The organism is Asanoa sp. NPDC049475, assembly GCF_040676915.1.
Classification (GTDB): Bacteria; Actinomycetota; Actinomycetes; order Mycobacteriales; family Micromonosporaceae; genus Asanoa.
This window is the reverse complement of record NZ_JBFAPY010000003.1, coordinates 291,152-310,369: the sequence shown is the minus strand read 5'-3', so window position 1 is coordinate 310,369 and position 19,218 is coordinate 291,152. Positions and strand designations below refer to the sequence as shown.

Here is a 19,218-nt window from a genome sequence, read left to right as displayed (position 1 = left end):
TGAAGGCGCCCTTCGCGGGGCGCCTTCTTCGTCTCATCAGGGGGTACGACGTGCGCGCGCGACTGGACATCGCCTACGACGGCACCGACTTCTCCGGCTGGGCGGTGCAGCCGTCGCGGCGTACGGTCGCCGGCTCGATCCTGGCGGTCCTGGAGCAGGTGCTCGGCGCCGGTGTGGCGACGGGTCTGACCGTGGCCGGCCGCACCGACGCCGGAGTGCACGCCACCGGGCAGGTCGCACACGTCGACCTGCCCGACCCGGTGTGGGCGGCGACCGGGCCGACGCTGCTGCGCCGGCTGGCCGGGCTGCTGCCGACCGACGTGCGGGTGACCGCGTTGGCCGAGGTGCCCGCCGAGTTCGACGCGCGGTTCTCGGCGACGTTCCGCCGCTACGAGTACCGCGTCACCGACGCGCCCTGGGGCGCCGAGCCGCTCCGCCGCCGCGACACCCTCGCCTGGCCCCGCAGCCTCGACCTGGAGCGCCTCAACGCGGCCGCCGCGGGCCTGCACGGCGAGCACGACTTCGCGGCGTTCTGCAAGCGCAAGGAGAACGCGACCACGGTGCGCGAGGTGACCCGGCTGGAGTGGCATCGGGTCGTCGCCGACGGTGTGCTGGTCGCGACCGTGCAGGCCGACGCGTTCTGTCAGGCGATGGTGCGGAGCCTGGTCGGCGCGATGCTGGTCGCCGGCGACGGTCGCCGGCCGCCGGAGTGGCCGGCCAGCCAGCTCACCAAGCGCGAGCGCAGCAGCGCCGTCACCGTCGCCCCGCCGCACGGCCTGACGCTGGTCGCGGTGGGCTATCCCGACGAGCCGGGCGCACTGGCGGCCCGCGCCACCGCCACCCGTCGCCTCCGCACCCCCGCCAGCTAGAACCCGGCCGCGCGGCGGTCGAGCACCCGGGTCCGCAGGTGCTGCTCGATCAGGTCGGAGAGGACCTGCCGGGCCGCCGGGTCGTCCGGATAGATCTTGCCGCCGTCGGTGCGGGCGATCACCGCGTACGCCAGGAAATGCCCGCGGGCGTGCCAGCCGAGTTGGGCGGTGTCGCGGGCCAGGCCGCCGGTCCCGCTGCCGGCCAGCAGGCCGCGCAGCCGGCCGCTCTCGTCGTCCAGCAGATCCTTGATCCCGGCGCGCACCGTCTCGGCGCCGTCCGCGTCGGCCAGGTTGAGCAGCCCCGCGGTGACCGCGTAGTCGCCGTCGGGGGAGCGCAGCGTCGCCCGCACCACCTGGTTGCAGCCCGCCGCCTCGAGCAGAGCGACGACCTCGCCGTCGGCCGCCACGGCACAGCGCTCCAGCGTCTGCACCCGCAGCACCCGATAGCGCGCGCCGGCGACCACCACTTCGCCCGGGAACACCTCGTTCGCGCTCAGGGGGCGTGGGTCGTCGGCCCGCGAGGTCAGCTCGCGCAGCACGGTGGCGGCGGCCGGTTGCCCGGTCGCCTCCGCGCCGGCGACCGGTGGATCGTCGCCGGCCACCAGGTAGATGCCGTAGCCGCACAGCGCGAGCACCGCCAGTGCGGTGAGCACGCAGGTGGGCCGCCATTGCCGCGGTGGCCGCCAGTCCGGTGACCGCCAGGCCGCGAGTACGCGCCCGAGAAGCACGCGGGCCACGCTAGGCGGTGTCGTCGCGCGTCCGGCCGGAATTCGGCGGTCTCCCGCCGAACGGGTGGCGCCCATTCGAGTGACCGACCACGCGTGGGCGAGAATGCGTTGCGTGACCGGGGACCATTACTTCACCGCCGAGCCGGACGCCGCGACGGCGGGTGCCGAGCGCACCGTCGAGTTCGCCGCCGGCGAACACGATTTCCGGCTGCGCGCGGCCGGTGGGGTGTTCTCCGCCGACCGGCTCGACCCGGGCACGGGGGTGCTGCTGCGCAAGGCCGAGCTGCCCGACCGCACCGAGAGCGGTGCGCTGCTCGACCTCGGCTGCGGCTACGGACCGATCGCGTGCGTGCTGGCCACCGTCGCCCCGTCGGCGACCGTCTACGCGGTCGACGTCAACGCGCGCGCCCGCGCCCTGGCCGCGGCCAACGGCGGGCCGCTCGGTGTGCGGGTGTCGGCGCCCGAAGACGTCGACGACAGTGTCAGGTTCGCGCAGATCTGGTCGAACCCGCCGTTCCGGGTCGGCAAGACCGAGCTGCACGCCTTGCTGGGGCGGTGGCTGCCCCGGCTGCGGCCGGACGGCGTGGCCTGGCTGGTCGCGGGCCGGCACCTGGGCGGCGACTCGCTGCACCGCTGGCTCGAGGAAGAGGGCTGGCAGGTGACCCGGCACGCGAGCCAGAAGGGCTTCCGGGTGCTGCGGGTCGCGTCGCCGGGCGGAATTGACGCGACGTAGGGCGGCTTCGTCCTGCACCATTTCGGCGTGGGTTACATCGATGTCGCCGGCGTCGGGCATGTGCTGCCCGACGGCCGTGAGCTGTTCGCGGACGTCTCGTTCCGGGTGGGCGAGGGCGCCAAGGTGGCGTTGGTCGGCCCCAACGGCGCCGGCAAGACCACGCTGCTGCGGATGGTCGCCGGCGACCTGCCCGTGCGCACCGGCGTGGTGGCCAGGGCCGGTGGGCTCGGCGTCATGCGCCAGTTCATCGGCATGGTCGGCGACGAGACCACGCTCCAACAGCTCGTGCTCTCGCTGGCGCCGCCGCCCCTGCGCGCGGCCGGCGAGCGGCTGACCGCCGCCGAGACCGCCATGCACGCGGCCGAGCTGCGCGGCAAGTTCAGCACGGCGGCGGGCAAGGCACAGGTGGCGTACGCGGACGCGCTGGCGGCCTGGGGCGAGGCCGGTGGCTACGACGCCGAGGTGCTGTTCGACACCGTGTCGACGATCGTGCTCGACAAGCCGTGGGACGAGACCCGGCAACGGCCCGTGCGCACGCTCTCCGGCGGCCAGCAGAAGCGGGTGGCGCTCGAGCTCCTGCTGCGCGGCACCGACGAGGTGCTGCTGCTCGACGAGCCCGACAACTTCCTCGACGTACCCGGGAAGAGATGGTTGGAGGCCCGGCTGCGTGAGTCGGCCAAGTCCGTCCTCTACGTCTCCCACGACCGCGAGCTGTTGGCGCAGACCGCAGACCGGGTGGTCGCGGTCGAGGGCGGCAGCGCCTGGGTGCACCCCGGCGGTTTCGCCTCGTGGCACGACGCGCGCGTGGCGCGGCACGAGAAGCTCGAGGAAGACGGGCGGCGCTGGGAAGAAGAGCATCAGAAGCTGCGCGAGCAGATGCTGATGTACAAGCAGAAGGCGGCCTACAACTCCGACATGGCCTCGCGCTACCGGGCCGCACAGACCCGCCTGCGCAAGTTCGAGGAGGCCGGTCCGCCGCCGACGCCGCCGCGCGACCAAGACATCCGCATGCGGCTGACCGGCGGGCGCACCGGCAAGCGGGCGGTGATCTGCACCGGGCTGGAGCTCGACGGGCTGACCTATCCGTTCGACCTGGAGCTCTGGTACGGCGACCGGCTGGCGGTGCTCGGCGCCAACGGCACTGGCAAGTCGCACTTCCTGCGGCTGCTGGCCCGCGGCGGCACCGACCCCGACCCGGCCAACCTGCCCGTCGACGGTGGCGAGAAGCTGGCGGCCGTCGCGCACGGCGGTGTGGCCCGGCTCGGCGCGCGGGTGCGGCCCGGGCACTTCTCGCAGACCCACGACCGGCCCGAGCTGATGTCGCGCACGCTGGTCGAGATCCTGTGGCGCGGCGACGAACACCGCGACGGGCTCGACCGGCACCAGGCGATGAAGGTCCTGAACCGCTACGAGCTGGCCGGGCAGGGCGACCAGCGGTTCGGCACGCTCTCCGGCGGCCAGCAGGCGCGCTTTCTGGTGGTGCTCCTGGAGCTGTCCGGCTGCACGCTGCTGCTGCTCGACGAGCCGACCGACAACCTCGACCTGGCCTCGGCGGAGGCACTGGAGCAGGGTCTGGCGGCGTTCGCGGGCACGGTCATCGCGGTCACCCACGACCGCTGGTTCACGCGCTCCTTCGACCGCTTCATCCGGTTCGCCGGCGACGGTGAAGTGATGGAGACGCCGGAGCCGGTCTGGGGTGACTCGTGAGAGTGGGTAGGGTGCTCCTGTGTCAGAAGCCGCCGCCGCTGCCCCGGTGAAGAAGCGCAAGTCCGTCCTGCGCCGGGTCGTCGAGATCGTCATTACGGCGGCGTTCCTGGCCTACGTCGCGTACTCGGTGAGCAAGCGCTGGTCCGAGGTCCAGGGCGTGCTCGGCGACCTGTCGGTGCCGGCGATCGCGCTGTCCCTGGTCGGCTCGCTGGCCGCGGTCTGGTGTTCGTTCCTGGGCTGGCGGGTGCTGCTCGCCGACTTCGGCAGCCACGTGCCGCTGACCGGCGCCATGCGGATCTTCTTCGTCGGCCAGCTCGGCAAGTACCTGCCCGGCAAGGTCTGGCCGGTGCTGACCCAGATGCGGCTCGGCAAGGCGTACAACGTGCCGGGTCGTTCCTCGGCCGCCGCCGTGCTGATCACCATGTTCATCACGCTCGGCACCGGCCTGCTGTTGACCGCAGTGGTGCTGCCGCTGCTCGGCGGCGAGGCGTGGCGCAACTACTGGTGGACCCTGCTCACCGTGCCCGTGGCCGTCGTGGTGCTGCTGCCACCGGTGCTCAACCGGCTGCTGGGGCTGGCCATGCGGCTGGCCCGCCGTGAGCAGATGCCCAAGCCGCTGTCGGCCCGGGGGATCGGGCTGGCGGTGTTCTGGGCGGTGGCCACCTGGCTCTGCTACGGCGCGCACCTGTGGGCGCTGCTCCTCGACTTCGGCGCCGGCGGCTCCGATCTGATCATCCGGTCCGTCGCCGCGTTCGCCGGCGCCTGGTCGATCGGCTTCCTGCTCGCGATCGCGCCCGCCGGCCTCGGCCCACGCGAGACGGCGCTGGTGGTGCTGCTCGCCGGGTCGGTGACCGAGCCGGTGGCGCTGGTCGCCGCGCTGGTGTCGCGCCTGCTGATGACGGTGGCCGATCTCGCCTGGCCGGCTGTGGCGCTGCTCACTGACCGTAAGCGCAAGCGCCCCATCGTGACCACGCCAGACATCGATACGGTGCCGGACTCCGCACCGGCCGCGGTCGCGGGCGAATAGCACCTACCGCCGGCCGTCCTGGTCGCGCGGGTCCGTTACGCTACCGCGGTGCGTTGGCTCGCTTTCGGTACCTACGACGTCCACCGTCACCCCCGCGTCGGCGTCCTGATCGAAGGTCTCCGGGCGGCCGGTGACGAGGTTGTCGAGGTCAACGTCCCGCTGGCGCTCGACACCGCGGGACGCGTCGCCATGCTGCGCCAGCCGTGGCGGTTGCCCAAGCTGGCCTGGATGCTCGCGCGCTGCTGGACGCTCCTCGCGATCCGTGCGCGGCGCGCGCCGGCGGCCGACGCCGTGCTGGTCGGCTACCTCGGGCACTTCGACGTCCGGTTGGCCCGGCGCCTGTTCCGCCGCACCCCGATCGTGCTCGACCACCTGGTCTCGGCGGCCGGCACAGCGCGCGACCGGAGCCTGACGGCCTCCGGCGGCGGTGGCATCAAGTCGAAGCTGATGCGCTGGATCGACCGGGGCGCGCTCGGCTCCGCCGACGTGGTCGTGGTCGACACCGACGAGCACCTGACCGCCCTGCCCGCCGACGCGGCCCCGCGTGGCGTCGTCGCCCTGGTCGGCGCGGGCCAGCAGTGGTTCGCCGCCGGCGCGGCGCGCCCGGCCGCGCGGCCCGACGGCCCACTCAAGGTGATCTTCGTCGGGCTCTTCACGCCGCTGCACGGCACCTCTTATCTCGGTGAGGCGCTGGCGTCGCTCGCCGATGACGAGCGGATCTCGGTGACGATGGTGGGCAAGGGGCAGGACTACGAGGCCTGCCGCGCCGCCGCGGCCGGCAACCCGCGGGTCACCTGGGTCGACTGGGTCACCGCCGAGGAGTTGCCCGGCCTGGTCGCCGCGCACGACGTCTCGCTCGGCATCTTCGGCACCACCGACAAGGCGCAGAACGTCGTGCCGACCAAGGTCTTCCAGGGCGCCGCCGCCGCGTGCGCGATCGTCACCTCCGACACCGCGCCGCAGCGCCGCACGCTCGGCGACGACGCGCTGTTCGTGCCGCCGGGGTCCGGTTCGGCGCTGGCCGCCGCCCTGCGGTCGCTGGCCGACGACCCGGCGCTGCTCGCCGCCTACCAGGGCAGGGCCGCCGCCCGCGCGGCCGACCGGTTCGCCGCCGCCACCGTTGTCGAGCCGATCCGCGTGCGGGTCGGCAGCACCTCCCCCCAGCCACCCGCCATGCAGGAGACCCGATGACAACGCCGCAGATCCCGCCCCTGGCCCCTCGGGCCGCGCTGCGCTGGAACGTCGTACGCCGGGTCGTGTCCGACCTGAACCCGACGACCATCCTGGAGCTGGGCTGCGGGCAGGGCGCGATGGGCAGCCGGCTCGCCGGGATGGCCACCTACCTGGCCGCCGAGCCCGACGACTCGAGCTTCGAGACCGCACACGCGCGGATCACCCCGCTGGGCGGCACCGTGATCCACGGCGACCACAACAAGGTCCCTTCGGGCACGACGTACGACGTGGTCTGCGCGTTCGAGGTCCTGGAGCACATCGCCGACGATGCGGGCGCGCTGGCCGGCTGGATGCCGCTGGTCAAGCCCGGCGGCCACCTGGTGCTGTCGGTGCCGTCCGAGCCGGACCGGTTCGGGCCGTGGGACGAGCTCGTGGGCCACTACCGCCGCTACGACGCCGCGTCGCTGACCGCCCGCCTCACCGAGGCCGGCGGGGTCGACGTGGAGATGATCCACTACGGGTGGCCGCTCGGCTACCTGCTCGACTCGGTCCGCGACCGGCTGGCCGGCGGCAAGACCGCCGAGGGCGACACGGCCGAGGAGCGCACCTCGGGCTCGGGCCGCATCCTCCAGCCGAGCGGCGCCGCCGCCGGCACCCTGATCAAGGCGGCGGTCGCGCCGTGGATCGGCCTTCAGCGACTGCGTCCGGGCAAGGGTCCGGGCCTGGTCGCGGTGGCCAAGCGCCCCGCCGCGTAGCTCGCCGCAAACACCGAAGCCGCCATCCCCGTACGTCGGGGGTGGCGGTCTTGTGGTTGGCGATGGTGGCGGCGTCGCCCGCCCGCGTTGCCGTCTGTGTCCGGGTTGCGGCCTTGGCCGGTCGCCCTGCCGCGTCGCCGTCTGCGTTCGGGTTGCGGCCTTGGCCGGTCGCCCGCCCGCGTTGCCGTCTGTGTCCGGGTTGCGGCCTTGGCCGGTCGCCCTAACGGGCGGCCCGTGGCGGTCGTCAGTCGCCCTGACCGCCGGAACGGCAAAGCCGCCGCCCCCGGTGATCGGTCGGGAGGCGGCGGCTTTGGTCGATCGCTGCTTACGGGGTGATCTCCGCGGCCTTCAGGTCCGAGAACTTGATCAGGGCGTAGGTGCCGTCCTTGGCGAACGCGCGGTCGCCGATGTTCGGTGGCAGCCATTTCGGGACGCGGCGGAGGTCCATCAGCACCAGGTCGGTCGGGTTGCCCTCGGTGCCGTCCAGGATCTCCGGCGTGACGCCCTTCGGCGCGAGGTCCCAGTAGTAGGCGTACCACCGCGGCGTCGACAGGCCGCCGCCCGCTACCCACGCCACCTTCTGGCCCGGGCCGGGGCCGTTCTCCGAGACCAGCGCGCCCGCGTCGGTGGGGTCCTCGACGTACCTGCGGTCGACCGGGCCGGTCACGATCACCGCGAGCGCGGCGACCAGGGCCAGCCCGGCGGCCGCCGTGCCGACCAGTGTCGCGCGGCTCGGCACCCGGGTGGTCAGCCAGGTGATCACCCGGTCCAGCAGGGTGCCCATCCCGACCAGGCCGAGGATCAGCACCGGGTAGTTCCAGTACTCGTGGATGTAGGCGCCGTTGTTCAGGATGATCGTCCAGAAGCCCTGGAACACCACGGCGAAGGCCATGAAGAGCCGCGTGCGCTTGTCGAGCAGACCGGCGACGGTGCCGACGACGAGCAGCACGAGGTACCAGATCGGCAGGAGCGCGTCGAGGTAGCGGACCTGGCGGCCGGCGAACTGGCGCGCCGTGAACGTGCCGCCCTGCGTGCGGAACTCGGCCTGGTTGGTCAGGTCCGCGATGCCGCTGACGCCCACGATGAAGGTCAGGCTGATCAACAGCCCGATCACCATCGCGCCGCCGATCCAGAGCACGACCCGGTCGATCCGGCGGCGGCCGATCAGCAGCCACAGGCCCATCGCGCCGGCGAAGCCGATGCCGGGCCAGGAGACCAGCGTCGAGAGCAGGCCGGCGACCACACCGATCGCCAGCAGCCCGCGCGACGGCTGGTATTCCTTGCGCCGGGCGATCACGACCACCGCGGAGATCAGCAGGATCGGGCCGAGGTCGAACATGATCGGGGCGTAGACCCAGAAGAAGGTCGTCGCCGCCATCAGGCCGACCGCGAGCAGCGTGGCCGACCACCGCAGACCGAGCCCGCGCAGCAGCAGCGCACCGGCCGGGACGATCAGCAAGGCCAGGAGGTACGGCGAGAGCCACACCTCGATCGGCTGGTCGCCGGGGAACGAGCCGAACAGCGCGGTCAGGATGTTCAGCAGCGGCGGGTGGTGCGCGTACGCCGAGTTCGCGTACGGCTCCCAGTCGGCGCTGAAGTCCGAACCGACGATGCCCTTCTCGTGGAGGTTCGCCAGGTGCAACGCGTACCGGCTGATGATCCGGCCCATGTGGTTGTCGCCGAAGGGCAGGTTGATCCGCGGGATCCACGTCGCGGCGAGCACCAGGGTGATCGCACCGACGCCGAGCCAGCCCCAGCGGTCCTGTATGGCTGAGGTGGGCCGGGGCGGCTCTTCTTCCGTGGTCTTCTCAGGGGTGGCAACGTCGGTTGCGGTCATCGCGGGCCACCCTCTATTCGGAGCGCGACCGCACGATGAGGTCGGCCAGCAGGGCTACGGCCCCGATGATCAGGCCAGCCATCAGGATCATCGTCGTGTTGTTGGCGACCCGCACCGGGTGCGCGATCACGTCGTAGACGATCTTGACCAGGCCGATGCCGATCAACCACAGCGCCGGCGGCATCAGCACCTTGAGCGGGTTGAAGTACATGACCATGCGGACGACCTGAAGGATGTAGCGGTAGGCGTCGCGGACGAAGTGGAACTTCGACGAGCCGGCGCGCTTCGAGTAGTCGATCGCCACGTACCGCACGTCGTGCTGGTTGTGCAGGAACGCCATCGTGATCGTCGTCACGCAGGAGAACCCGGGGGGCAGCAGACGCAGGTAGGGCAGCGAGACCTCGCGGCGGAACGCGCGCAGGCCCGAGTTGAGGTCGGGGATCTTCTGGCCGGCGAGCCGCTCGGCGATCTTGCGGATGACCCACTTGGCCGGCACCCGCAGCATCTTGTGCGTGCCCTGCTCGCTGGTCCGCGCACCGACGACCTGGTCGATGCTCGGGTCCTTCTCGAGGAGCTGCACGAGCTCGGGGATGCGCTCGTTGGGGTAGGTCATGTCGGCGTCGGTCCACACGACGATCTCGCCGTATGCCTCGCGGGTGCCGATCCGGCGGGCCGTGCCCGAGCCGCCGTTGCGGTGGAACGGCATCACGCGCAGGTTCGGGAAGCGCAGCTCGGCCTCGCGGAGGACGGCCAGCGTGTTGTCGGTGGAGCAGTCGTCGATCGCGAGCAGCTCGTAGCTGTATCCACTGCGGTCCATCGCCGCGGAGATTCGCTCGATCTCCTTCAGCACATGGTCCTGCTCGTTGTAACACGGCAGCACGACCGTCACGTCCAGCCGCTCCGGCGCCGCGACGTCGGCTGGTTCCGCGGCGGCAGACCGCTGCAGGAACCTGTTAGGTGCCGTCATTCCGGTCCACGCTTCCCATCGGGGGCGACCGAATCGAATGGCCGCCGCAAAGTGTCAGACTCTAGCAATGCCCGCGCAAAGGATAGTGCCACGCGTTGCTGTGCGGGTCATCGGCCGACACCGTCGCCCCGCGTACGGAAATGGGCGCTCGGTGTGATTGAACCGTCTTTCTGGAGTGCTTCGTGAGCGCGATGAGCTATCGCCGGCTAGGCAACTCGGGACTTGTCGTCTCGATTGCCGGGGTCGGCTGCAACACCTTCGGCCGGGATATCGACCAGGTCGGCGCAGCCGCCGTCGTCGATGCCGCGCTGGATCTCGGAATTAACTTCTTCGACACTTCGGATACATATGGCGGTCCCGGGCACGAACTCTCGGAACGCTTCCTCGGAGCGGCGCTCAAGGGCCGCCGCGAGGACGTGGTGGTGGCGACCAAGTTCGGCAAGCCGATGTCCGGTGTCAACGGTCCCGACCTCGGTGCGCGCGGCGCCCGCCGCTACGTGCTGAGGGCCGTCGAGAGCTCGCTGCGCCGCCTGGAGACCGACTACATCGACCTGTACCAGATGCACGAGCCGGACCCGGCGACGCCGATCGAGGAGACGCTGTCGGCGCTCGACGATCTGGTGACGGCCGGAAAGGTGCGGTATATCGGTTGTTCCAACTTCGCGGCCTGGGAGGTGGCGGACGCCGCCTGGGTGTCCCGGACCCGCGGTTGGGCGCCGTTCGTCAGCGCGCAGAACCACTACAGCCTGCTCAACCGCGAGGTCGAGGCCGAGTTGGTGCCGGCCTGTCAGCGGTTCGGGCTGGGGCTGCTGCCCTTCTTCCCGCTGGAGAGCGGCCTGCTGACCGGCAAGTACCGGCGCGGCCAGGCCGCACCGGCCGGCACCCGGCTGACCCAGGAACGGTTCATGCGCCGGCTCGACAGCGCGCCGTGGGACCGGATCGAGGCGCTGCGGGCGTACGCGGAGGAACGGGGGCGTTCGCTGCTCGACGTCGCGCTCGGCGGGCTGGCCGCGCAGCCGGCGGTCGCCTCGGTGATCGCGGGCGCCACCAGCCCCGACCAGGTCCGCGAGAACACGGCCGCGGTCGAGTGGCAACCCTCCGCAGAGGATCTGGCCGCGTTGCGCGCGCTCGGGTGAGCCGCCTGTCGATCGTTAGTGCGATTTAGTCCGTTGCTCGTCCCGCCGCTCGTGCTACCTGGTGTAGGACGAGAGGCGGGAGGAAACCCATGACACCACTCGCGGTGCTCGCGATCGGCGGCTCGGACTCCAGTGGCGGATCCGGCTTGCAGGCAGACCTGAAGGTCCTCGCGGCGATGCGGCTCTACGGCGCATCCGTCGCGACCTCGGTCACCGCTCAGAACACCCGCGGCGTGCAGGACGTGTTCGAACTGCCCGGCAACGTTGTCTCGACGCAGCTTTCCGCGGTGCTCGACGACATTCCGGTGGCCGCGGTCAAGGTAGGCATGCTGGCGACGGCGGAGGCGGCCGCCGCGGTGACGGCGAAGGCCCGCGCCGGGGCCTTGCCGAACCTGGTGGTCGACCCGGTCCTGGAAGCGGCCGCCGGCCGCCGCCGGGGCGTGGTCAGCGCCCTCGAACGCCTGCTGCCGTACGCCACGGTCGTCACACCCAATCGGGAGGAGGCGTCGGCCCTGGTCGGTTGGGAGGTCTCCACTCCAGCCGACATGGCGGGCGCGGCCGCGCAGATCGCCTCCAACGGCCCGAGGTTCGTGGTCGTGACAGGCGGCGACATGGTCGCGGGCGACGAGGCGGTCGACGCGGTCTGGACCGATGCCGGTGCCCGGTTCCTGCGCTACCCGAGAGTGCAGACCCGCAACAACCGCGGCACCGGCTGCACCTTCGCAGCGGCGATCGCCGGCCGCCTCGCCCTGGGCGAAGAGGTCCTGGAGGCGCTGGTGTTCGCCAAGGAGTACGTGTCGCGCGGCCTGTCCGGCGCCCGCGACTGGCAGTTGGGCAGCGGCAGCGGACCGCTGGACCACTTCGGCTGGTCGACCTTCGCGGCGTTCTCCGCTGGTTGAGGCCCGCCCTGCCGATCAACGCGGTGCACGAGGGCGGCTCGGCTCGCGTTGATCGGCAGGACCCACCCGCTTAGGCCCTGTTTCGTATCTGAGGCCGGTTGCGACGGGCCCAGATACGAGCCAGGGCCTAGTCGTCCTTCTGCGTCGTCGACCGCAGGCTGCGGCGCGGCGTGTCGTCGCGGCGGCGTTCGTTGACCGGCTCGGGGGCACCGAGGCCGGTGACCCAGTCGACGTATTCCTCGTCGCGCTGCCCGATCGGCTTGTCGACGCCTTTGCCGCGGCGCCCGCGGGCGGGCTCGGGTGCCGGCTCGTCAGATTGCTCGGTCGGCGCCTCGGCGGCCTCGGAGGTGTTGTCCTTGCGGTTACGACGGAAGAGTCCCCGCGACGGTGCCGGCTCGGCGCCGTCCGGTTTGGCGTCCTCGTCGTTGGTCGGCTTGGCCGGCTCCGGGTCGTCGATGTCCCAACTGCCCGTGTCGCCGCCGAGGTCGACGCTGCGCAGGTGCCGCTCGGAGCGCCCGCCCTTCCGCCGTCCCGGCTCCTTGGCCGCCGTGCCGCCGTCGGCGGCGGACTCGGCTGGGGTCTCGTCGTCGCGGCCGCGAGCCCGGTCGGCCCACGACCGCCGACCGCCCTCGTCCTTGGTGTCGGGCACGGAGCTGGTCTCGCCGCCGAACCCCGCGTCGCCGTCGAGCGCGCCCGGGCGCCGGCGGGTCGGCCCGGCGTCGAAGCTCCCGGTGCGCGAGCCCGTGTCGCGGTCGGCCCAGGCGTCGGTCGGCTCGGTCGCCTGGGCGGCGCCGCCGAAGCGGCCGCTGACCAGCCCACCGAACCCGAAGCCGCGCGGACCCGTCGGCGCCTCGCCGTCGTCGCCCGCGGGCGCGTCGTCGGCGGTGGGCGCGGGGTCTGTCGCCGTCGGCACGTCGACCCAGTCGCTCTCGGCCGGTGCGGGTGTCGTCGGCTCGGACTTGTTCTTGCGGCGGAACAGGCCGCGGCGCTTCTGCTCGGGCGCCTTGGCCGGTGCGGCCTCGGCCGGCGTCGCTTCGACGCGGGGCTCTGGCGTCACCGCCGGTCCGCTGACCGTCGGGTCGGGGGAGGCCACCGGCGTGATCGGAGGCGGTGGGGTCCAGGCCGGCGGCGCGAGCCGCCAGTCCGGCATCTCGCGATCGGTTTCGCCATTGCCCGCCGAGCCGCCGGACCAGTTGGATCGGCTGCGCCAGTCCGACGGGCTCGACTGCGCGGCGCCACCGGTCTGAGCCGAGTCGTCGGCGCCACCGTGCCGCCCGGAGCTGCCAAGACGTCCGGCACCGCTGGTCGGGGCCGGCTCTTCGGGAGCGCCGCGTCGCCCGAGTTGGCCCGCGCCGCTGGTCTGGGCCGGCTCTTCCGGAGCGCCGCGTCGCCCGAGTTGGCTCGCGCCGCTGGTCTGGGTCGGGTCGTCGAGCCGCACCGGTCCGCCGTGCCGCCCCGCGCCGGAACCCGTGCGGGCGGGCTGGTCCGGCAGGTCGATCGGGGCCAGGTCGCCGGCGTCACCCGCGTTCGACTGGCGCGGCACGCGGCTCGGCGCCGGCGGCTGGGGCCGGATCGCGGTGGGTCGCTGCTGGACGTCGCCGTCGTCGCGCCGCGCGGGGCCGTTGGCCGGCACCACCGGCACCGAAGCCGGCGTGAAGCTCGAGGTCTTGTCGGTGCGCCAGTCACCCGGCCCGTTGGCGGGCTGCCGGTCGAAGGGGCGGATCGGCGTTGGCTCCGGACCCGGCGGAGGCGAGACGACCTCTGGCTGCCGCGGCGGCGCCACCGGCGTGGGCGGGTTGAACAGCGAGCCGCTCGTCGGCCCGTCGCCGACCCACGGCGGCGCCGACCGCTCGACATCGCCGAGATCCCGCGCCCGCCCCTGGCCGGACCCGCCGAGCGGGTCGTCCCGACCAGGGCTCCCCCCGAGCGGGTCGTCCTGACCAGGGGTGCTGAAGCTGCCACCCAGCGCATCGCGCGGGCTCGCGCTCCCACCGAAGAGGTCGTCGTCGCGTTTGGGGGGCGGCGGCGGATCGAGGTCGCCGCGGTCGAACGAGCTCGTCGTGGTCGGGTCGCCCCAGGCGTTGAACGGGCGGGTCGGCTCCTCGTCGCGCGCCTTCGGGTCGTCGTCGGTGGTCGCGCGGCCCGGGAACACCTCCGCGGTGTGGTCGCCGTGCCGCCCCGGCGCGCTGGGCGCCGGTCGTTCGCCGCCGGTGAGCTGCCGCGCCACCGCGGCCAGGACGGAGCCCAGGCCACCAGCGGCCACCGCGATCAGCGCACCCCAGTAGGGCGCGGCCTGGTAGCGGTCGGGGTCGTCGCCCGGGCCGGCGATCAGGTAGGCCACCGCCAGCATTGCCGGACCCACCACGCCTGACACCGCGACCGGGATCAGCGGCAGCCCGCGCCAACGGGCCAGGGCGCCGATGCCGGCGCCGGCCGCCAGCGCGATCGCCGGCATCACGATCACGGCCAGCCGCTGGGCGAGACCGTCGCCGAGCCAGGTCGCGTCGAGGACGCCGAGGCGTACGTTCGGCAGCGGATCGTCCGGGCCCAGCGACGGAGCGACCGACAGCAGCGCGACCAGCCAGACGAGGACAGCGACCGCGCCGAGGTTGAGCCCGGCGACCCGCTGTGACAGCACCGCCACCGCCGCGAACACGCCCACGAGCGCGCCGAGGACCGCGGACAGGCCGGCGATCGTCACCGCGTTGCCGGAGCCGATCGTCGCCACCCGGGACGGCAACATCGCGAGCGGCGCGACGGCCATCGCGCCGACACCGCCGGCGACGGCGACCGCTACCCGCGCGCCGATCGTCGGTCGTAGGTCGTCGCGCGCGGCCAGCCAGTGGCCCGCCAGCGCACCGGCGACCGCGGCCAGCATCGCGAACCACGCCACCCAGGCGAGGTGTGCCGTCCACTGCCCGGGCGACTGCTCAAAGTCACGGGCGAACCGCACCACGCCTAGCCCGTAGGCGAAGCCGAGTTGGCCGGCACCAGCGAGCAGGCCGACGCCGAGCGCCGTGAGCAGCACCCTGCCCCAGGTCCGATAGGCCATGCGGGCACGGTACGGCCCATGCCAGCGGACCGCCACCCGCCGATCGGAGACTGTGGATAACTACGCAGGGTCAGAGGTTCTGCAGGATGCGCAGGGCGCGCGAGACGCGGAACATCGTGTCACTGTCGGCCACATCGACGACCTCGGTGAACCACTTCTTCATCGGCGACGACAGCCGGTCGGGCATGACCACATAGGACCCCATCGGCACGGCCAACGGTGAGTCACGCAACAGATCGGACTCGACCACTTCGACCACGATCAGGATGGGTACGTCGGTGCTGTTGTAGAGGTCGGAGCTGACCACCAGGCCGAGGCGTTCACGGGCGCCGTTGATGCGCCAGATCTCGCCCCTACGCGGCACGCCCGTCGCCTCCGAAGAGGGCCTCGTCGACCATCGCCGCCTCGCGCTCGTCGGCCAGCGCGGCGGCCTCGAGCTCCTGGCCGGCCCGGCCGACCACCGCCGCGTGCGCCGTGAACAGCTCGCGGACCGCCTTCTCCCGGGCGGCCTGGTCCATCCACGCGGACAGGGACATCCCCTCGCGCTTGGCGAACCGGCGGGCCTCTTCGATGGTCTCGTCGGAGAACGAGAGGGTCACCTTCGCGGTCATACCAACGACCATACCAAGATGCATCCGACGAGTACCTCTCAGCGACCACACCGCAGCTCTTAGCACTTTTGAAACAAACGGGACGCCGCGCCGAAACGGGACACCGGCACGCTTCCGGCATGGCCCAGCGGTCCGGCGAACTGACGGGTTTCACCGTTGGCGTCACTGCCGACCGGAGCCGAGACACTCTTGGCGCGCTGCTCGAGCGCAGCGGCGCCCGGGTCGTCCTCGCGCCCGCCCTGCGCATCGTCCCGCTCGCGGACGACAGCGAGCTGCGCGCGGCCACCAGAGCCTGCCTGGACCGCCCGCCGGACATCGTGGTCGCCAACACCTCGATCGGCATGCGCGGCTGGCTGGAGGCGGCTGCCGGCTGGGGGCTGGCGGAGCCGCTGCGCGGAGTCCTGGCCCAGGCGTATCTGGTCACCAGGGATCCCCGGGTACGAGGGGGGCCAGACCACGCGGCGCCGATCGAGGAGAGCTACGCGGAGGTGATCGACCACCTCCGCGACCGGGGCGTACGCGGTCAGGTGGTGGCCATGCAGTTGCCCGGCGAGCGCCAGCCCGAGTGGACCTCCGCACTGGAGGCCGCCGGCGCGACCGTGATCGAGATCCCGGTGTACCGCTGGGCGCCCCCGCTCGACCCGGCCCCGCTGCACCGCCTGGTGGACCTGGTCACCGGCCGCCTGGTCGACGCGGTCGCGTTCACCTCCGCCCCCGCCGTCAACGCCCTGCTGCGGGCGGCCGGGCCGGGCAGCAACGACGTGCTCGACGCCCTCCGCCACGACGTGCTGGCCGCCTGCGTGGGTCCGGTCACGGCGGCCCCGCTGCGCCGGCACGGCGTCCCGGTGGTCGCACCGGCGAAACCCCGGCTGAGCGCCCTCGTGCGGACGATCGTCAAGGAGCTCCCGCCACGGGCGGTCAGCGTGCGGGCGGCCGGCCACGACCTCACCCTCCGGGGCCACGCGGCGGTGGTCGACGGCTCCCTGAAACCACTCGCCCCGGGCCCGATGGCGGTGCTCCGGGCGCTGGCCGCGGAGCCCGGCCGGGTCTTCTCCCGGGGCGCCCTCCAGCGGACCCTGCCGAGGGGCGCTGACGAGCACGCCGTCGAGATGGCGGTGGCCCGGCTGAGGGCCGGTTTGGGTGCCCCTAGAGTGGTGCAGACCGTGGTCAAACGCGGCTACCGACTGGCTGTAGACTGACGGTGGCCCCGGCCACAACCCCGTTTTGACCCTGCCTGCTCGCAGCAGGTATTGTTGTCTGCTGTTGTGCGCGACGTGACTTACTTTCTGGCGCGCGACCCCAGACCGACGACGAGACAAGGTAAACCTGTGCGTACGTACAGCCCGAAGCCGGGTGAGATCGAGCGTCAGTGGCTCATCATCGACGCGTCTGACGTCGTGCTGGGCCGGTTGGCCACCCACGCGGCCACGCTGCTGCGCGGCAAGCACAAGCCGACCTTCGCCCCCCACGTCGACACCGGCGACTTCGTCGTGGTCATCAACGCTGGCAAGGTCGCCCTGACCGGCAACAAGCGGCAGAACAAGGTCGCCTACCGCCACTCCGGTTACCCGGGCGGTCTCAAGCAGGTCGCTTACGAGGAGCTCCTCGCGAAGCGCCCCGAACACGCGGTCGAGCTCGCCGTCAAGGGCATGCTCCCGCACAACAAGCTCGGTCGTCAGCTGATCAAGAAGCTGAAGGTCTACCCCGGCGCCGAGCACCCGCACGCCGCGCAGCAGCCGGTGCCGTTCGAGATCAAGCAGATCGCGCAGTGAGCGCGGACGAGGAAGTCACCAACATGACCGATGTCAGCGCGGCCACCCCGGTCGCCGTCGCCGAGGCCACCGCTCCGACGCCCGCCCCCGCGACCCGCGCCCCGCGCGGCGACCGCCCGATCCAGACCGTGGGCCGTCGCAAGGAAGCCATCGTCCGCGTGCGCATCGTGCCGGGCAGCGGCAAGATCACGTGCAACGGCCGTGAGCTCGAGGAGTACTTCCCGAGCAAGGTCCACCAGCAGCTCATCCGCGAGCCCCTGGTCACGACGGAGAAGGCCGAGGCGTTCGACGTCATCGCCAACCTCCGCGGCGGTGGCATCACCGGGCAGGCCGGCGCGCTGCGCCTCGCGATCGCCCGTGCGCTGATCACCAACGAGCCCGACGACCGCCCGGCGCTCAAGAAGGCCGGCTTCCTCACCCGTGACGCGCGGGTCAAGGAAAGCAAGAAGTACGGTCTCAAGAAGGCCCGTAAGGCTCCGCAGTACTCCAAGCGTTGATTCACTGACCACACGGCCGGGAACCGCCATCGCCACGGCGACGGCGTCCCGGCCGTTGGCATTCCCGGACCCGAATTACAGCGGAGGATCAGATGGGTCGTCTCTTCGGCACCGACGGGGTACGCGGTAAGGCGAACGCCGACCTCACCCCGGAGCTCGCGCTCGCCGTGGCGGTCGCCGCCGCCCGTACCCTCGCCGAAGTCGACCGGTCCCACCCGCCGCTGGCCGTCGTGGGCCGCGACCCGCGGGCGTCCGGCGAGATGCTCGAGGCGGCCACCGTCGCCGGCCTGACCAGCGCGGGCGCCAACGTGGTGCGGGTCGGCGTGCTGCCCACCCCCGCCGTGGCCTACCTGGTCGCGGAGACCAAGGCCGACTTCGGCGTGATGCTCTCGGCCTCGCACAACCCGATGCCCGACAACGGCATCAAGATCTTCGCGGCCGGCGGGCACAAGCTGCCGGACGACATCGAGCACCGGATCGAGGCGGCGATCGAGGCCGGCACCGCCGGCTGGACCCGGCCCACGGGCGCGGGCGTCGGCCGCGCGCACGACCTGCTCGACGGCGCCGACCACTACGTGCAGCACCTGATCGGCTCGATCACCCAGCCGCTGGCCGGGCTCAAGGTCGTCGTCGACTGCGCCAACGGTGCCGCCGCCGACATCGCCCCCGTGGTCTACCGCGAGGCGGGCGCCGAAGTGATCGCGATCCACGCCGAGCCGGACGGCCTCAACATCAACGACGGCTGTGGCTCGACGCACCTCGACGCCGTGCGGGAGGCGGTCATCGCCAACGGCGCCGACCTGGGCATCGCGGTCGACGGCGACGCCGACCGGTGCCTCGCGGTGACGGCGACGGGCGACGAGGTCGACGGCGACCAGATCATGGCGATCTTGGCCCTGGCCATGCGCGAGGCCGGCACGCTGACCAACGACACGCTGGTCACGACCGTGATGAGCAACCTCGGCCTGAAGATCGCCATGCGCGACCAGGGAGTCAAGCTGGTCGAGACCAAGGTGGGCGACCGCTACGTGCTCGACGAGCTGCGCGCCTCCGGGCTCGCGCTCGGCGGCGAGCAGAGCGGCCACATCATCATGCCGGCGTACGCGACCACCGGTGACGGTGTGCTCGCCGGCCTGCACCTGATGGCCCGGATGGCCACGTCCGGCAAGTCGCTGGCCGAGCTGGCGTCGGTGGTCACCAAGCTGCCGCAGGTGCTGATCAACGTGCGGGTGGGCGACCGTACGGTCGGCGCGCAGGACCCCGCGGTGCTGGCGGCGGCCAAGGCGGCCGAGGCCGAGCTCGGCGACACGGGCCGGGTGCTGCTTCGCCCGTCGGGCACCGAGCCGCTGGTGCGGGTGATGGTCGAGGCGGCCACCGCCGAGGTCGCTCAGGACGTCGCGGAGCGGCTCGCCTCCGCTGTGCGTACCGCGTCGCCGGCCTGAGAATCTTGACGTT

18 protein-coding genes are annotated in these 19,218 nt (G+C 72.5%); 12 read left to right on the top strand and 6 right to left on the bottom strand.

Going from position 1 to position 19,218, the window contains the following annotated elements:
• Window positions 1–50: 50 nt before the first annotated feature.
• Window positions 51–869, top strand: a complete 819-nt coding sequence (gene truA, locus AB0J88_RS12540; protein WP_364345559.1) for a tRNA pseudouridine(38-40) synthase TruA — start codon at window positions 51–53, stop codon at window positions 867–869.
• On the opposite strand, the gene AB0J88_RS12535 is transcribed toward truA, so the two are convergent.
• A complete protein-coding gene (locus AB0J88_RS12535; protein WP_364345561.1) occupies window positions 866–1,597 on the bottom strand; it encodes a hypothetical protein in 732 nt (243 codons plus the stop codon). The two genes, truA and AB0J88_RS12535, sit on opposite strands and share 4 nt — an antisense overlap.
• A gap of 112 nt (window positions 1,598–1,709) precedes the next feature.
• On the opposite strand from AB0J88_RS12535, the gene AB0J88_RS12530 reads away from it, so the two are divergent.
• Genes AB0J88_RS12530 through AB0J88_RS12510 form a run of 5 tightly spaced genes read left to right on the top strand, consistent with a single transcriptional unit; the run spans window position 1,710 to window position 6,992 of the window.
• A complete protein-coding gene (locus AB0J88_RS12530) occupies window positions 1,710–2,330 on the top strand; it encodes a methyltransferase (RefSeq protein WP_364345563.1) in 621 nt (206 codons plus the stop codon).
• Window positions 2,331–2,357: 27 nt separating this feature from the next.
• Window positions 2,358–4,037 carry an ATP-binding cassette domain-containing protein gene (locus tag AB0J88_RS12525; protein ID WP_364345565.1) on the top strand — a complete coding sequence of 560 codons (1,680 nt, stop codon included), beginning with the start codon at window positions 2,358–2,360 and terminating at the stop codon, window positions 4,035–4,037.
• A gap of 19 nt (window positions 4,038–4,056) precedes the next feature.
• Window positions 4,057–5,064, top strand: a complete 1,008-nt coding sequence (locus AB0J88_RS12520; protein ID WP_364345567.1) for a lysylphosphatidylglycerol synthase transmembrane domain-containing protein — start codon at window positions 4,057–4,059, stop codon at window positions 5,062–5,064.
• Between the two features lie 48 nt (window positions 5,065–5,112).
• Window positions 5,113–6,255, top strand: a complete 1,143-nt coding sequence (locus tag AB0J88_RS12515) for a glycosyltransferase (protein ID WP_364345569.1) — start codon at window positions 5,113–5,115, stop codon at window positions 6,253–6,255.
• The gene (locus AB0J88_RS12510; protein ID WP_364345571.1) at window positions 6,252–6,992 is read left to right on the top strand and encodes a class I SAM-dependent methyltransferase; all 741 of its coding nucleotides are present in this window, start codon (window positions 6,252–6,254) and stop codon (window positions 6,990–6,992) included. Before AB0J88_RS12515 ends, AB0J88_RS12510 begins: the two co-directional genes overlap by 4 nt.
• A 325-nt stretch (window positions 6,993–7,317) precedes the next feature.
• On the opposite strand, the gene AB0J88_RS12505 is transcribed toward AB0J88_RS12510, so the two are convergent.
• Both AB0J88_RS12505 and AB0J88_RS12500 read right to left on the bottom strand, forming a co-directional pair.
• Window positions 7,318–8,829 (bottom strand): hypothetical protein, encoded by a 1,512-nt coding sequence (locus AB0J88_RS12505; protein ID WP_364345573.1) that lies wholly within the window; start codon window positions 8,827–8,829, stop codon window positions 7,318–7,320.
• Window positions 8,830–8,842: 13 nt separating this feature from the next.
• Window positions 8,843–9,796 (bottom strand): glycosyltransferase family 2 protein, encoded by a 954-nt coding sequence (locus tag AB0J88_RS12500; RefSeq protein ID WP_364345575.1) that lies wholly within the window; start codon window positions 9,794–9,796, stop codon window positions 8,843–8,845.
• Between the two features lie 191 nt (window positions 9,797–9,987).
• Between AB0J88_RS12500 and AB0J88_RS12495 the strand changes: the two genes are divergently transcribed.
• Window positions 9,988–10,932, top strand: a complete 945-nt coding sequence (locus AB0J88_RS12495) for an aldo/keto reductase (protein WP_364346117.1) — start codon at window positions 9,988–9,990, stop codon at window positions 10,930–10,932.
• Window positions 10,933–11,021: 89 nt separating this feature from the next.
• Window positions 11,022–11,831, top strand: a complete 810-nt coding sequence (gene thiD / locus AB0J88_RS12490; RefSeq protein WP_364345577.1) for a bifunctional hydroxymethylpyrimidine kinase/phosphomethylpyrimidine kinase — start codon at window positions 11,022–11,024, stop codon at window positions 11,829–11,831.
• Window positions 11,832–11,958: 127 nt separating this feature from the next.
• Here the strand turns inward: thiD and AB0J88_RS12485 are convergent, their stop codons facing one another.
• From AB0J88_RS12485 to AB0J88_RS12475, 3 genes are all read right to left on the bottom strand, one after another.
• Window positions 11,959–14,883, bottom strand: a complete 2,925-nt coding sequence (locus AB0J88_RS12485) for a hypothetical protein (protein ID WP_364345578.1) — start codon at window positions 14,881–14,883, stop codon at window positions 11,959–11,961.
• 70 nt (window positions 14,884–14,953) lie between these two features.
• A complete protein-coding gene (locus tag AB0J88_RS12480) occupies window positions 14,954–15,247 on the bottom strand; it encodes a type II toxin-antitoxin system PemK/MazF family toxin (protein ID WP_090788000.1) in 294 nt (97 codons plus the stop codon).
• A complete protein-coding gene (locus AB0J88_RS12475) occupies window positions 15,237–15,494 on the bottom strand; it encodes a DUF6364 family protein (protein ID WP_364345580.1) in 258 nt (85 codons plus the stop codon). Before AB0J88_RS12475 ends, AB0J88_RS12480 begins: the two co-directional genes overlap by 11 nt.
• Before the next feature lie 119 nt (window positions 15,495–15,613).
• Here AB0J88_RS12475 and AB0J88_RS12470 point away from each other — a divergent pair, with 119 nt between their 5' ends.
• The 4 genes from AB0J88_RS12470 (at window position 15,614) to glmM (ending at window position 19,205) form a co-directional block, all read left to right on the top strand.
• The gene (locus AB0J88_RS12470; RefSeq protein WP_364345582.1) at window positions 15,614–16,693 is read left to right on the top strand and encodes a uroporphyrinogen-III synthase; all 1,080 of its coding nucleotides are present in this window, start codon (window positions 15,614–15,616) and stop codon (window positions 16,691–16,693) included.
• 129 nt (window positions 16,694–16,822) lie between these two features.
• On the top strand, window positions 16,823–17,266 hold the full coding sequence (gene rplM / locus AB0J88_RS12465; RefSeq protein WP_089244943.1) for a 50S ribosomal protein L13: 444 nt from the start codon (window positions 16,823–16,825) through the stop codon (window positions 17,264–17,266).
• A gap of 23 nt (window positions 17,267–17,289) precedes the next feature.
• Complete coding sequence (gene rpsI / locus AB0J88_RS12460; RefSeq protein WP_364346119.1) at window positions 17,290–17,763, top strand: 30S ribosomal protein S9; 474 nt, start codon at window positions 17,290–17,292, stop codon at window positions 17,761–17,763.
• Between the two features lie 92 nt (window positions 17,764–17,855).
• A complete protein-coding gene (glmM, locus tag AB0J88_RS12455; RefSeq protein WP_364345584.1) occupies window positions 17,856–19,205 on the top strand; it encodes a phosphoglucosamine mutase in 1,350 nt (449 codons plus the stop codon).
• The last annotated feature ends 13 nt before the right edge of the window (window positions 19,206–19,218 follow it).